Annotated in this window: 15 protein-coding genes; 10 read left to right on the forward strand and 5 right to left on the reverse strand. The window is 59.3% G+C overall.

All coding sequences use genetic code 11. The features are described from left to right. Nucleotides 1-28 precede the first annotated feature (28 nt). The gene (locus tag E1573_RS20445; RefSeq protein ID WP_133216380.1) at nucleotides 29-970 is read left to right on the forward strand and encodes an alpha/beta hydrolase; all 942 of its coding nucleotides are present in this window, start codon (nucleotides 29-31) and stop codon (nucleotides 968-970) included. Here the strand turns inward: E1573_RS20445 and E1573_RS20450 are convergent, their stop codons facing one another. Further along, nucleotides 971-1,720 (reverse strand): DUF2059 domain-containing protein, encoded by a 750-nt coding sequence (locus tag E1573_RS20450; protein WP_133216381.1) that lies wholly within the window; start codon nucleotides 1,718-1,720, stop codon nucleotides 971-973. It lies immediately after the preceding gene. Between the two features lie 113 nt (nucleotides 1,721-1,833). Here E1573_RS20450 and E1573_RS20455 point away from each other — a divergent pair, with 113 nt between their 5' ends. Together E1573_RS20455 and E1573_RS20460 are read left to right on the forward strand one after the other, a co-directional pair. Then, nucleotides 1,834-2,466 carry a 2OG-Fe(II) oxygenase gene (locus E1573_RS20455; protein WP_133216382.1) on the forward strand — a complete coding sequence of 211 codons (633 nt, stop codon included), beginning with the start codon at nucleotides 1,834-1,836 and terminating at the stop codon, nucleotides 2,464-2,466. Beyond that, nucleotides 2,447-2,950, forward strand: a complete 504-nt coding sequence (locus tag E1573_RS20460; RefSeq protein WP_133216383.1) for a DUF523 domain-containing protein — start codon at nucleotides 2,447-2,449, stop codon at nucleotides 2,948-2,950. Before E1573_RS20455 ends, E1573_RS20460 begins: the two co-directional genes overlap by 20 nt. 91 nt (nucleotides 2,951-3,041) lie before the next feature. On the opposite strand, the gene E1573_RS20465 is transcribed toward E1573_RS20460, so the two are convergent. Beyond that, nucleotides 3,042-3,809 (reverse strand): transporter substrate-binding domain-containing protein, encoded by a 768-nt coding sequence (locus tag E1573_RS20465; RefSeq protein WP_133216384.1) that lies wholly within the window; start codon nucleotides 3,807-3,809, stop codon nucleotides 3,042-3,044. Between the two features lie 240 nt (nucleotides 3,810-4,049). On the opposite strand from E1573_RS20465, the gene E1573_RS20470 reads away from it, so the two are divergent. Next, nucleotides 4,050-4,523 (forward strand): DUF4399 domain-containing protein, encoded by a 474-nt coding sequence (locus E1573_RS20470; RefSeq protein ID WP_133216385.1) that lies wholly within the window; start codon nucleotides 4,050-4,052, stop codon nucleotides 4,521-4,523. Between the two features lie 76 nt (nucleotides 4,524-4,599). Here the strand turns inward: E1573_RS20470 and serA are convergent, their stop codons facing one another. After that, nucleotides 4,600-5,829: a phosphoglycerate dehydrogenase gene (gene serA, locus E1573_RS20475; RefSeq protein ID WP_133216386.1), complete on the reverse strand. Its 1,230-nt coding sequence runs from the start codon at nucleotides 5,827-5,829 to the stop codon at nucleotides 4,600-4,602. A gap of 172 nt (nucleotides 5,830-6,001) precedes the next feature. On the opposite strand from serA, the gene E1573_RS20480 reads away from it, so the two are divergent. The 4 genes from E1573_RS20480 (at nucleotide 6,002) to E1573_RS20495 (ending at nucleotide 10,191) form a co-directional block, all read left to right on the forward strand. Beyond that, entirely contained in the window at nucleotides 6,002-7,399 is a 1,398-nt protein-coding gene (locus E1573_RS20480; RefSeq protein ID WP_133216387.1) for an FAD-binding oxidoreductase, read from the forward strand. Between the two features lie 41 nt (nucleotides 7,400-7,440). Then, the gene (locus E1573_RS20485) at nucleotides 7,441-8,106 is read left to right on the forward strand and encodes a fumarylacetoacetate hydrolase family protein (RefSeq protein WP_133216388.1); all 666 of its coding nucleotides are present in this window, start codon (nucleotides 7,441-7,443) and stop codon (nucleotides 8,104-8,106) included. Nucleotides 8,107-8,255: 149 nt separating this feature from the next. Continuing rightward, the gene (locus tag E1573_RS20490) at nucleotides 8,256-9,188 is read left to right on the forward strand and encodes an SdiA-regulated domain-containing protein (protein ID WP_133216389.1); all 933 of its coding nucleotides are present in this window, start codon (nucleotides 8,256-8,258) and stop codon (nucleotides 9,186-9,188) included. Nucleotides 9,189-9,279: 91 nt separating this feature from the next. Next, nucleotides 9,280-10,191, forward strand: coding sequence for an SdiA-regulated domain-containing protein (locus E1573_RS20495; RefSeq protein ID WP_133216390.1), 912 nt, complete (start codon nucleotides 9,280-9,282; stop codon nucleotides 10,189-10,191). A 69-nt stretch (nucleotides 10,192-10,260) separates the two neighbouring features. On the opposite strand, the gene rpiA is transcribed toward E1573_RS20495, so the two are convergent. After that, a complete protein-coding gene (gene rpiA, locus E1573_RS20500; protein ID WP_133216391.1) occupies nucleotides 10,261-10,932 on the reverse strand; it encodes a ribose-5-phosphate isomerase RpiA in 672 nt (223 codons plus the stop codon). Between the two features lie 135 nt (nucleotides 10,933-11,067). Here rpiA and ilvA point away from each other — a divergent pair, with 135 nt between their 5' ends. Further along, on the forward strand, nucleotides 11,068-12,582 hold the full coding sequence (gene ilvA / locus E1573_RS20505; protein WP_133216392.1) for a threonine ammonia-lyase, biosynthetic: 1,515 nt from the start codon (nucleotides 11,068-11,070) through the stop codon (nucleotides 12,580-12,582). A 38-nt stretch (nucleotides 12,583-12,620) separates the two neighbouring features. Then, entirely contained in the window at nucleotides 12,621-13,049 is a 429-nt protein-coding gene (locus E1573_RS20510; RefSeq protein WP_133216393.1) for a DUF2269 domain-containing protein, read from the forward strand. Between the two features lie 82 nt (nucleotides 13,050-13,131). Here E1573_RS20510 and E1573_RS20515 read toward each other — a convergent pair whose 3' ends face one another. After that, nucleotides 13,132-13,788: an HAD family phosphatase gene (locus E1573_RS20515; RefSeq protein ID WP_133216394.1), complete on the reverse strand. Its 657-nt coding sequence runs from the start codon at nucleotides 13,786-13,788 to the stop codon at nucleotides 13,132-13,134. Nucleotides 13,789-13,878 lie beyond the last annotated feature (90 nt).

Consider the following 13,878-nt stretch of genomic DNA (forward strand, 5'->3'; position numbering starts at 1 on the left):
TCCGGCTTTTGCTGTGTGGAAATCGTCTATGCCTGCGTCCTTTCAACCCGACTCGTTACGCGCCAGCCTGTCTGCACTGACCGCGCGTCAGCCGTTGTCGACTCAGGCTCAGGCCTACCAACGCTACTACGGGCTGGACCTGCCAGCGCGTAAGGTTGCACCGCAACGTTGGTTGGGGCGTTTTCAGGCGGCGGGGTTCGAATTGGTCGGGCAGGTCTGGATGCCTGCGGCGCCAGTCGCGACGCTGGTGTTGCTGCATGGTTTCTACGATCACATGGGACTGTACCGCCATGTGATCGACTGGGCACTGGATCAGAACTACGCCGTGCTTGCCTGTGATCTACCGGGGCACGGCTTGTCCAGTGGCGAGCGGGCCAGCATCGACGACTTTGACGCTTACCAGCAGGCCTTGCAGGCGCTGTTTGAGCAAGGCAGGGCGCTCGACTTACCGCAGCCTTGGCACTTGTGCGGGCAGAGCACGGGCGGTGCGATAGTTATTGATCATTTGCTGTACGGCGGTGCGCAAAGCCCGGCCCAGGGCCAGGTCATCCTGCTGGCGCCGCTGGTGCGGCCGCGCGCCTGGGGCTGGTCGAAACTCAGCTATCACCTGCTGCGCCCGTTCGTGAAAGGCATTGAGCGACGCTTTAGTGAAAACAGTAACGATCCGACTTTCTTGCCGTTCCTGCAGGCCGATCCATTGCAGCCGCGGCGCTTGCCGACAGCCTGGGTCGGGGCATTGGTTGATTGGGTCAAACGAATAGAGGCGGCGCCCGCCAGCGCGCGGCGGCCGTTGATTATCCAGGGTGAGTCCGACATGACCGTGGACTGGCCACACAACCTCAGGGTGCTGAGGGAGAAATTTGCCACGCCCGAGATCTTACTGATTCCCGAGGCGCGGCATCACCTGGCCAATGAGCTGCCAGCAATCCGCCAGCGCTATTTCGACTTCATCGACCAGCGCCTGGGCTGATCACTTCAGGTCCGAGGTGTTCTGCCCAACGGCCAGGCCGGCGCGAATAGCAGCCAGTGCGGCTTTGTAGTACGCCTGGCCCTCGGTAGATTCGGCGAAGGTGGCAAACTCATCCAGCTCGGCATCAGACAGGTCGCGATACACGTAGAGCAAAGTGTTGTTCAGCTCGCTGCCAATTTGCTGCATCAGGCGCTGACGCTGACCATCGAGCAGGCTCTGGGCCTGACCACCACCGAGCAGGCCAGGGATCATCTGGCTGAGGCTATCGGCGGCAACGCCGGCAATCGCCAGGCTGACCTCGGCACCGGCTTCGCGGGCAGGCAGCGCTTGGGCCAGGTGACCAATGATCAGCAGGCGGTTATCGCTGGCTTCGATCTTGGGCAAGCCTTTGGCATTTTTCGCCAACTGGTCACGGCGTGTGGCCAGCAGCTCGGCGGCAACGATTTTGCGACCCAGCGGTGACTGGAAGAACGCCAACGCAGGCGCAGGGTTGCTCAGGTTGGCGCGCAATTGCGCCTGGGCACGCTTGTCGACCGCCTGGGCCTGGAAGCGTTGGTTACTGTTATTGACCAGCGCCTGAAAAACCGCAGGCGGCAGGCTGTTGCGATAGCGCTGTTGGGCGGCATCGAGGGCGTCGGTAAAGTGGGCGCGCTGCTCGGGCCAGCCAGCAACCTTATAGAGTTGGTCGAGGCTGTCTGCCCAGACAGGCGTGGTACAGATCATCATCAGCAAAAAAAACAAACGGCGCATTCAGGACTCCTGTCGGCAGGGCGCTATTGTCTTGGCCTGGCCGGGCTTTGTCGAGACGCCATTGCATACTCTCGGCCAAGTGGCGCTGTCGGTTTTCGCAGCAGATAGATACTATGCGCGCCATGTCCCTACCTTCTGATCACCCTCTGCTGCTGCGCATTGTCGACGACCTGGCCACCCACGGCTGGTCACAGCAGGATATCTTCCTTCCGGCGTCTTTGACGCTGGCGTTGGCGGCTGAGTGCCGTAACCGTGCCGCTGAGGGCGAACTGGCACCTGCGGCGGTCGGCCGAGGGGCAACGCAAGAGGTTCGCGAGGGTATTCGTGGTGATCACATCCAGTGGCTTGAGCCCGGCCAGTCGGCATGTAGCGACGAATACCTCGAGTTGATGGACAGCCTGCGCGTGGCGCTCAACCGCGGCTTATATCTGGGCCTTGAGGATTTCGAGTGCCACTTTGCCTTGTACCCGCCAGGGGCCTTTTACCGTAAACACCTGGACCGTTTTCGCGATGACGACCGGCGTACCGTGTCGGCAGTGATCTACCTCAACCAGGACTGGTTGCCCGAACATGGCGGCCAGCTGCGCATGAGCCTGAAAAACGGCGAGGAACACGACGTACAGCCGGTGGGTGGCTGCCTGGTGGTGTTCCTTTCGGGCGATATTCCCCATGAAGTGCTGCCGGCCAACCGCGAGCGTCTGTCGGTTACCGGCTGGTTCCGCCGTCGTGGCAACGAACCCTTCTAACCTGCACAAGGTGCTGGTCAGCGCCTGTTTGCTGGGGCAAACGGTACGTTACGACGGGCGCAGCAGCGGCCATCCTGATTTGCTGCAACGCTGGCAGGCTGAAGGCCGTGTCGTGGCGCTGTGCCCGGAAGTGGCGGGTGGTTTGCCGACGCCACGTCCCCCGGCTGAGATTCCAGGTGGCCAAGGTAGTGCAGTGCTCGATGGCGATGCGCAGGTAATTACGGTCAGTGGCGAAGACGTCAGTGCGCAGTTTCTCGCTGGAGCGCAGTTGGCGCTGGGGCTGGTCCGTCGCCATGGTATTCGCATTGCGGTGCTTAAATCGGGGAGCCCGTCATGCGGCAACCAATTGACCTACGACGGCACCTTCAGTGGCCGTAAAGTCTCCGGCGAGGGCGTGACGACGGCATTGCTGCGCCGTGAAGGCGTGCAAGTATTCAGCGAACTGGAGCTTGAAGCGGCAGAGCAGGCATTGTTGCAGCTGTAATTCAACCTGTAGGAGCGGGCTTGCCCCGCGATTGCAGTTTGTCAGGCATATTGCAATCGCGGGGCAAGCCCGCTCCTACCAGAGGCAACAGTTACTTCGGTGGCTTGCTGGCGTCCATGCCGAACCATTTCTGCGACAGCGTGTTCAGCCGGCCATCGGCCTTGATGCGTTGCAGGGCTTTATCCACAGCACTGTGGAACGCCGGGTTACCCTTCTGAAATGGAATTGCCAAGCTCAGGATCGGCCCGACGGTAGCACCTTCGGTTACCGCTTGCTGGCTGTCACGTATGGCATAGGGCACCAGCAGGCGGTCACTGATAGCGGCGTCGATTTGATCGTTGGCCACGTCTTTGATTGGTTGGGTGGCGTCGGGATAGCTGCGCAGCTCAACGCCTTCAACACCACGCGCCTGCTCGGCAAACTGGCTGCCCTGGACCACGCCCAGGCTATGGCCCTTGAGTGCTTCGAGGGTGCTGAGTGGGCGCTTTTCCTCTTTGCGCACGATCAACTGAGCACTGGAATAGCTGTAGGGCTCGCTGAAGTCCAGGCGCTCTTTAAGTTCGGGGGTGGCAGCGATCTGGTTCAGGGCAACATCGTATTTGCCGCTTTCCACACCCGGTAGCAGGTCGTCGCGGGTGGTGACGATGAACTCGGCACGCACATCCAGTTCGTCTGCAAGCATCTGGCCCAGTTCTATTTCAAAGCCCGTCAGTTTGCCGTCATCCTTGAAGTTGAACGGCACCATATTGGCTTCCACGGCAATGCGTAGTTCGCCGCGGTCGTTCATATCGTCTATCAGTTCGGCATGTGCCCATGGGCTGAGCAAGGCGCAGAGAAACACCCCTGTGATCAAACGCATCGAAGTCCCTTGAATGTATTGGCAGTGAAAAAGATCGCCGTAGCTTTCTGATGATGCCACGGTCGAGCGCAACTTAGGACAGCATCGGCTGTAGGATGTTAGGCGCAGGGAGTAATTTTTTCTGTGAGAATAATCGGATATGTTCTGAATCAATTGATCTATGGTTACAAGCCATTGCCTTTTGTTTCACTGGCAAGCGTTGTCAAAGGCAACTGAAAAACAGAACCACAGGAGAAGTGAATGAAAAGCCTAGTTTCGCGTGCAGCCGTCGTCGGCCTGTTGATGGGTGTCTCGGCATTTGCCGCCGCCGAAGGCCTGAAGAGCCAAGAGCCGCCGAAAGACGCCAAGGTCTTCATCGTTTCCCCGGCCGATGGCGCGACGGTCGCTCAGACCTTCACCGTCAAATTCGGTATCGAGGGCATGGAGCTCAAACCCGCGGGTGACGCAACGCCGCATACCGGCCATCACCACCTGTTGGTTGATGTAGACAAAGAGCCGGCTGCCGACACCGTACTGCCAACCAGCCTGCTGCCGGAAAACAAGGCGCCATTGCCTGCTGGCCCACAGGTACTGCACTTTGGTAAGGCTCAGACTGAAGTTGAACTGACCCTGACCCCAGGCAAACACACCCTGCAACTGGTGCTGGGTGACAAGTTCCATGTGCCGTTCAAGCCAAGCGTTGAATCGAAGAAGATTACCGTTACGGTTGAGTAAGCGGTAAAAGCATCGCGGGGCAAGCCCGCTCCCACAGAGGGAGCGGGCTTGCCCCGCGATTTATTGCCGGAAAAACTTAGAACAGTACGCGGGAACGAATAGTGCCCTTGACGTGTTGCAGTTTTTCTTGCGCCAGGTCCGAGTACTCGGCGTCAACATCGATTACTACGTAACCGACTTTCTCGTTGGTCTGCAGGAACTGACCGGAGATGTTGATCGCGTTTTCGGCGAAGACTTTGTTGATCTCGCTGAGTACGCCTGGAATGTTTTCGTGGATGTGCAGCAGGCGGTGCTTGCCTGGGTGAGCCGGCAGGGCTACTTCAGGGAAGTTGACCGACGATACGGAAGTACCGTTGTCGCTGTACTTGACCAGTTTCTCGGCCACTTCCAGACCAATGTTGGCCTGTGCTTCAGCGGTAGAACCGCCGATGTGCGGGGTCAGGATCACGTTGTCCAGGCCACGCAGCGGGCTTTCGAACTGCTCGTCGTTGGAGCGTGGTTCAACCGGGAACACGTCGATGGCGGCGCCGATCAGGTGCTTGTCCTTGATCGCTGCGGCCAGGTGATCCAGCTCGACCACGGTGCCGCGGGCGGCGTTGATCAGGATCGAGCCTTTCTTCATCGCGCGGATTTCTTTCTCGCCGATCATCCACTGAGTGGAAGGCAGCTCAGGCACGTGCAGCGAGACGATGTCGGCCAGGCCCAGCAGTTCGTGCAGGCTGGCTACCTGGGTGGCGTTACCCAGCGGCAGCTTGGTCAGCGGGTCGAAGAAGAACACCTGCATGCCCAGGCTTTCGGCCAGGACCGACAGTTGGGTGCCGATCGAGCCGTAGCCGACGATGCCCAGCTTCTTGCCGCGAATTTCGAAGGAGTTGGCCGCGCTCTTGATCCAGCCACCACGGTGGCAGGAAGCGTTTTTCTCCGGGATGCCGCGCAGCAGCAGGATCGCTTCGGCCAGCACCAGTTCGGCAACCGAACGGGTGTTGGAGTACGGCGCGTTGAACACGGCGATGCCGCGCTCGCGGGCCGCGTCCAGGTCGACCTGGTTGGTACCGATGCAGAAACAGCCGACAGCGACCAGTTTCTTGGCGCAGTCGAAAACCTCTTCGGTCAGTTGAGTGCGCGAGCGGATGCCAATGAAGTGGGCATCAGCGATCTTTTCTTTCAGCTCAGCGTCGGGCAGAGAACCGGTGAGGTACTCAATGTTGCTATACCCGGCGGCCTTGAGGACGTCCACGGCGGATTGGTGGACGCCTTCGAGAAGAAGGAACTTGATCTTGCTCTTATCGAGAGAAGTCTTGCTCATCTGCGTAAACCTGTGTCCCGGAGAAAAATGGCAGGGGAATGAAGCTCTCGCAGCATCGGCCTAAAGCACGATCAGCGGGGGGCGTATGCTAGCATGAGTACCCCCCGATACGCCCATCCCTGGCACGTGAAGTGTGCTCAGGGTGACTATGAATAGTTCGAGAGTTCTGTCGATGACCCATTCTGCGTTGCTTGATGAGCTGATGACCCTGGTTGAGCCCGGAAAGATGCTGACCGATGCAGCTTCTCTCGAGGCGTACGGCAAGGATTGGACCAAACACTTTGCCCCGGCACCGCAGGCTATTGTGTTTCCCAAGAACATTGAACAGGTTCAGGCCATCGTGCGCTGGGCCAATCAGCACAAGGTCGCGCTGGTGCCGTCAGGCGGGCGCACCGGGCTGTCGGCAGCGGCGGTGGCAGCCAACGGTGAAGTGGTGGTGTCGTTCGACTACATGAACCAGATTCTGGCATTCGATGAGTTCGACCGTACCGTGGTGTGCCAACCTGGCGTGGTCACCGAGCAGTTGCAGAACTTTGCCGAAGACAAGGGGTTGTACTACCCGGTGGACTTCGCCTCCGCCGGTTCCAGCCAAATTGGCGGCAATATTGGTACAAATGCCGGTGGAATCAAGGTTATTCGCTACGGCATGACCCGCAACTGGGTGGCCGGCCTGAAAGTGGTGACTGGCGCGGGCGACCTGCTGGAACTGAACAAAGACCTGATCAAGAACGCCACCGGCTATGACCTGCGCCAGCTGTTCATCGGTGCCGAAGGTACGCTGGGCTTTGTGGTGGAAGCCACCATGCGTCTGGACCGCGCGCCGAACAACCTCACGGCGATGGTGCTGGGAACCCCGGATTTCGACTCGATCATGCCGGTATTGCACGCTTTTCGCGACAAACTGGACCTGACTGCCTTCGAGTTTTTCTCCGACAAGGCGCTGGCCAAGATCATGGGCCGAGGCGATGTGCCTGCGCCGTTTGACACCCCGTGCCCGTTCTATGCCCTGCTGGAGTTCGAAGCGAGCACTGAAGAGGTGGCCAATGCCGCCCTGGCTACGTTCGAACACTGCGTGGAGCAAGGTTGGGTGCTGGACGGAGTGATGAGTCAGAGTGAGCAGCAGCTACAGAACCTGTGGAAGTTGCGCGAGTACATCTCCGAAACCATCTCGCACTGGACGCCGTACAAGAACGATATTTCGGTAACTGTTTCGAAAGTTCCGGCGTTCTTGCGGGATATCGACGCCATCGTCGCAGAAAACTACCCAGACTTCGAAGTGGTCTGGTATGGCCACATCGGCGACGGCAACCTGCACCTGAACATCCTCAAGCCTGACGACCTGAGCAAGGACGAGTTCTTTGCCAAGTGCGCTACGGTGAACAAGTGGGTGTTCGAAATCGTGCAGAAGTACAACGGCTCGATTTCTGCAGAGCACGGGGTGGGCATGACCAAGCGTGACTACCTCACCTACAGCCGGTCGCCCGTGGAAATTCAATACATGAAAGCGGTGAAGGCGGTGTTCGACCCGAACGGGATCATGAACCCGGGCAAAATCTTCGCCGTCGAGTAAGTCAAAGGCATAAGAGCTTCCAATAGCGCCAGGAGTCGGTAATGAGCTATCAGCACCAGTATGTAGACGGCACGCGTATTCACTTTCCGCTGGGTAAGGTGGTGTGCATCGGGCGCAACTATGCCGAGCACGCCAAGGAACTGGATAACCCTATCCCGAGCGAGCCTTTGCTGTTTATTAAGCCAGGCAGCTGCGTGGTACCGATCAACAGCGGTTTCAAGATCCCGGCTGAGCGCGGGTCGGTGCACTACGAAGCGGAAATTGCGGTGCTGCTGGGCAAATCGTTGTCGCCTGCACCGAGCGAGGAAGAAGTCCTCGACGCCATTTCCGGTTTCGCCCCGGCTTTGGACCTGACGCTGCGTGATCTGCAGGCCGAACTCAAGGCCAAAGGCCTGCCGTGGGAGCGCGCCAAGTGCTTCGATGGCGCCTGTGTGCTGGCACCGTTCGTCGCCGGCAGCACTTTCGAAGACCTGGCCAACATCGGCATTCGCCTGACCATCAATGGCGAAGTACGCCAGGACGGCAGCAGCGCGTTGATGCTCAATCCGATTGTGCCGATGATCCAGCACATGGCTTCGCAGTTCAGCCTGCAGGCGGGTGACGTCATCCTCACCGGCACGCCAGCTGGGGTCGGCCCGCTCGAACCGGGCGATGAGCTGGTGCTGGAACTGCCAGGTGTCAGCCGTTTCGAAAGCAAAGTGTTGTAACCCTCCAGGGCAGCCAGCCATGCTGGCTGCCCTGTGCCCTGTCGGCTTTTGCCATTTTTTTCACACTTCATCCGGATAATGCTCGCCGGTCTGGCTCTACGAACGTGCCAGTAATGTGTTATTAACTGGCAAAAAAGAGCACCGACCCCATGGCCACTCCTATCCCCTCCAGTAAAACTGTGCCCGTTGCGCGAAAGCGTGGGCTCGCCTTGCGTTGGTCTACCTGGTTGGCGGTGGCGGCAATCATTGGCTATGGCGTAGCGATTGCCATGCATTGGGATGATCGCGGGCTGCTGTGGATAAAAGAGCGCTTCGAAAGCCCGGTCGAACAAAAGGCCAGCATCTGGCTGCCGGACTACGTCGTCGATATCGATGCCAAGGTGTTGCCAGGCATGGAGGACGATGAAGCCTCCGACCTGACCTACAACCCTGAAAGCAAAACCCTGTTCGCGGTGATGGGCAAGAATCCGTTCCTGGTCGAACTGACCCTCGATGGCGATGTGTTGCGCAAGATGCCGTTGGTCGGCTGGAGCAACCCGGAAGGTGTTGCGGCCCTTGAAGGCGGGCGCTTGGCGATTGTTGACGAACGTGATCATAAAATGACCATTGTCACCTTGAATGCCGACACCCGTTCACTGAATATCGCAGACTTCCCGCAATACGACCTCGGCCCTTCGGAAAACCAGAACAAGGCTTTTGAAGCCGTGGCCTGGGATCCTCGTCAGCAGCGCATTGTTGTTGGCGAAGAGCGCCCGCCGGCGTTGTTTACCTGGAAAAGCGATGGCAAGAGCCCGTTGACCGGTGATAAACAACCTTTGGTCAACGAAGAGCTGGACCTGCGCAACCTCTCGGCGCTGGGTATTGATCCACGTACCGGTCATATGCTGGTGCTGTCTGCCGACTCCAACATGTTGCTGGAGCTGGACGAGAACGGCGAGCAGGTCAGTTTCATGACCTTGCTGGGCGGCTTCAATGGCTTGAACAAGCGTATTCCGCGCGCCGAAGGCGTGGCGATGGACGAACACGGCACGCTGTACATCGTCAGCGAGCCGGATCTGTTCTATCGTTTTCGTAAGCCCTGAGCCGGAATAGAGAACTTTCCGACGCTGGGATTAAGCTTCGATTCAGTTGGATATGGTTAGATTCAGGCTGTCCTTTGTCGAGTCTTCCTGAATGCGTCGTTACATTCGTCTGCCGCTGATTTTTCTGGTTGTAAGCCTTTTTGCCCTGCTGCTGGCCGCAGTCGCAGGGCAGCATTACCGTTTGTTCGAACGCGGCTGGTTCAACCTCAAAACCTGGTGGCAGCCCTTCGAGCAGAGCATCGGCCTGGATCAATACCGGGTGGCGCTTGAGGCCAAGACAATTGAAGGCCTGGACGACGACATCTCGGCACTGACTTACGACCCCGACCGTAAAAGCCTGTTTACCGTGACCAATCAACGCTCTGAGCTGATCGAGTTGTCGCTCGATGGGCGCGTACTGCGTCGCGTGCCGCTGACCGGCTTTGGCGACCCGGAGGCAGTGGAGTATGTGGGGCCGGGCAGCTATGTGATTACCGACGAGCGATCACAACGCCTGATCCGCGTACGCTTGCAGGACAACACGCGATTCCTCGACGCCAAGGATGCTGAACAACTGACGCTTGGGATTGGCCTGAACGGTAACAAGGGCTTTGAAGGATTGGCCTATGACTCGGCGGGCAAGCGCCTGTTTGTGGCTAAGGAACGTGACCCGATGCTGATCTATGAGGTGCATGGCTTCCCCCACGAAAACCCCGAGCAGCCCTATGCCGTACACGTAGTGCAAGACCGGAAGCGGGATTCGCGTTTGTTCGTACGAGATTTGTCGAGTTTGCAGTTCGATGAGCGCAGCGGCCATTTGCTGGCGCTGTCGGATGAGTCGCAGTTGGTGGTGGAACTGGATGTGAAGGGCAAGCCCTTGAGCACGCTGTCGCTGCGCAAGGGCTTTCAGGGCCTGAAGCAGAGCGTACCGCAGGCCGAAGGTATCGCCATGGACGATGCCGGGACCATTTACCTGGTCAGCGAGCCGAACCTGTTTTATGTGTTCAAGAAGCAGGCTGAATAAACTTCATCGCGGGGCAAGCCCGCTCCCACAGGCAACTTATGGTGGGAGCGGGCTTGCCCCGCGATGCTTTTAAGCTTTAAGCGTTTTCACACCCTCAGAAGTCCCAAGCAACAGCAAATCCGCCGGACGCGCCGCGAACAGGCCGTTGGTGACCACACCCACAATGGCGTTGATCTGGGATTCCAGTTCTACCGGGTTGGTGATCTGCAGGTTGTGTACGTCGAGGATGATGTTGCCGTTGTCGGTGATCACGCCTTCACGATAGACCGGGTCGCCGCCCAGCTTCACCAACTGACGTGCTACGTGGCTGCGGGCCATTGGGATGACTTCGACCGGCAGCGGGAAGGCGCCCAGTACCGGCACCAGCTTGCTGGCGTCGGCGATGCAGATAAAGGTTTTGGCCACGGCGGCCACGATCTTTTCGCGGGTCAGGGCGGCACCGCCACCTTTGATCAGGTTCAGGTGCTCGTCGCTCTCGTCGGCGCCATCGACATAGAACTCCAGGTCGCTGACGGTGTTCAGCTCATACACGGGAATGCCATGACCTTTCAGGCGTGCAGCGGTGGCTTCGGAGCTGGCGACGGCGCCATCGAAGGCGGTTTTATGTTTGGCCAGGGCATCGATGAAGCAGTTGGCGGTCGAGCCGGTGCCGACGCCGACAATGCTCTTGTCGTCGAGCTTGGGCAGAATGAAGTCGACAGCGGCCTGGGCGACAGCCTGTTTGAGTTGGTCCTGGGTCATGCGGGCTCCGAAGCGGGGAGGAGTATCGTGAAGGCGCGTAGTATAGCGGCTAAATCCTGGGTCTTGCTGTGGTCGCCCGACAAGGCGCTGCGGTAGACTGCCAGGCCCGCCCAACCGCTCAGTGATGCTTTCCCGATGCTCGAACAGTACGTCAAAAAGATCCTCACCTCGCGCGTTTACGACGTTGCGGTCGAAACCCCGTTGCAGACAGCTGGCCAACTGAGCAAGCGCTTGGGCAACAACATTCTGCTCAAGCGTGAAGACTTGCAGCCGGTGTTTTCTTTCAAGATTCGCGGCGCCTATAACAAGCTGGCCCAGCTGACCCCCGAAGAGCTGGCCCGTGGCGTGGTCACTGCCTCGGCGGGCAACCATGCCCAAGGCGTAGCGCTGGCAGCGCGGGAACTGGGCATCAAGGCGACCATCGTCATGCCCAAGACCACCCCGGAGATCAAAGTTGAAGGCGTGCGCTCGCGCGGTGGCAAGGTCGTGCTGCACGGTGATTCGTTTCCCGAGGCGCTGGCGTACTCGCTGAAACTGGTTGAGGAGAAGGGCTTCGTCTATATCCACCCTTACGACGACCCGCACACCATTGCCGGGCAGGGCACGGTGGCCATGGAAATTCTGCGCCAGCACCCTGGCCAGCTGGACGCGATTTTCGTGCCGGTCGGTGGCGGTGGCTTGATCGCCGGTATTGCGGCCTATGTGAAGTACCTGCGCCCGGAAATCAAGGTGATCGGCGTCGAGCCCGACGACTCCAACTGCCTGCAAGCCGCGATGGCTGCCGGTGAGCGGGTGGTGTTACCGCAAGTCGGGTTGTTTGCCGACGGCGTTGCCGTAGCACAGATCGGCCAGCACACCTTCGACATCTGCAAGACCTATGTCGATGAGGTGGTGACGGTCAGCACTGACGAAATTTGCGCGGCAATCAAGGATATCTACGACGATACCCGCTCGATCACCGAACCTGCCGGTGCGTTGGGCGTGGCCGGGATCAAGAAGTACGTGGAGCTCAAGGGCGTCAGCGGCCAGACCCTGGTGGCGATCGACTCGGGTGCCAACGTCAACTTCGACCGCTTGCGCCATGTTGCCGAGCGTGCCGAGCTGGGTGAAGGTCGTGAAGCTATTATTGCGGTCACCATCCCTGAGCAGCCGGGCAGCTTCAAGGCGTTCTGCGAAGCCATCGGTAAGCGTCAGATCACCGAGTTCAACTACCGCTACCACGCCGATGGTGAGGCGCACATCTTCGTAGGCGTGCAAACCCACCCAGACACCGATCCGCGCAGTGCCCTGATCCAGAGCCTGAGCGAGCAAGGCTTCCCGGTGCTCGACATGACCGACAACGAACTGGCCAAGCTGCATATCCGCCACATGGTCGGCGGCCATGCTGCACGGGTCAGCGACGAGTTGGTGCTGCGTTTCGAATTCCCTGAACGGCCGGGTGCACTGTTCAACTTCCTCAATAAGCTTGGTGGGCGCTGGAATATCTCGATGTTCCATTACCGCAACCACGGCGCGGCTGATGGTCGCGTGGTGGCGGGCCTGCAAGTTCCGGATGATGAGCGCCACCTGGTGCCGGCAGCCCTGGCCAAGATTGGCTACCCGTACTGGGACGAGACGGAAAACCCGGCGTATCGGTTGTTTCTGGGCTGAGCAGCTAAGCTCAGAGCAGTTCACAAGGAAGCAATGACATGGAATACCTGACTACGCTCAAGGTCGCGCATATCGCGGCCACGGTGTTGTTACTGGGCAGCGCCCTGGGGCTGGCGATCTGGACCTGGCTGGCGCGGCGCAAAGGTGACACGGCAGCGCCTGCTCGTCTGACGCAGCGGCCATTGGTGTTTGTTTGGCTGTTGATGGGCATCAGCCTGGTGAGCATGCCGTTCACCGGCTGGTGGCTGGTCCACCTGATCGGCTGGCCATTGGGCCAGACCTGGGTACTGGGCTCCAGCGTGATCTACACCTTCGGTGCGTTCAGCTGGTTCTGGCTATTGGCGCGGGTGAATCGCCTGCGCACGGCGCCTACCGTGGGTAGTCCGAAGTTCACCCTGGCGCTCGCGGTGTTCAGTGGCGTGTGCTTCATCGCTATCGCCGGCTTGATGGGCGCCAAACCGGTCTGAACCTGTAGGAGCGGGCTTGCCCCGCGATGCAGTGTGGCTGATACACCGCTATCGCGGGGCAAGCCCGCTCCCACAGAGTTGATCAGCCGCGCAGGCTGATGACTGGCCAGCCGCGCTTTTCAGCTTCGGCGCGCAGGTTCGGGTCCGGGTCTACCGCCACCGGGTTGACCACTTGCTCCAGCAGCGGCAGGTCATTCATCGAGTCGCTATAGAAATGGCTGCCTTCCAGGCTCAGGCCATTTTCTTCCAGCCAGCGCTTCAGGCGCGTCACCTTGCCTTCGCGGAAGCACGGTACATCGGTGCTGCGGCCGGTGTAGCGGCCGTCGGCCATTTCGCACTCAGTGGCCAGCAGGGTGTCCACGCCCAGGCGTTTGGCAATCGGCCCGGTAATGAAACGGTTGGTCGCGGTGATGATCACCAGCTTGTCGCCAGCATCGCGGTGCTTTTGCAGCAGCGCCAGGGCCTTGGGCTGGATGATCGGTTCAACGCAGTCACGCATGAAGTCTTCGTGCCATTCGTCGAGTTGGGCCATTTCGGTATTGGCCAGAATCTCCAGGGTGAATTCCAGGTAGGCGTTCAGGTCCAGCTTGCCGGCCAGGTAGTCCTGATAGAACTCGTCGTTACGGTTCTTATAGGCCACTGGGTCAAGAATGCCGCGCTCACACAGGTAGTCGCCCCACGCGTGGTCGCTGTCGCCGCCGAGGAGGGTATTGTCCAGATCGAATAAAGCCAGGCGCATTTAAGTCACTCGCATAACATCTGAAAAGTCCCACAGAATACGGACTTTTCACATCGATGCACATAAGGTAAACAGGCGCGTTGCTGGTCT

It is taken from the genome of Pseudomonas sp. H9, assembly GCF_004353925.1.
Classification (GTDB): domain Bacteria; phylum Pseudomonadota; class Gammaproteobacteria; order Pseudomonadales; family Pseudomonadaceae; genus Aquipseudomonas.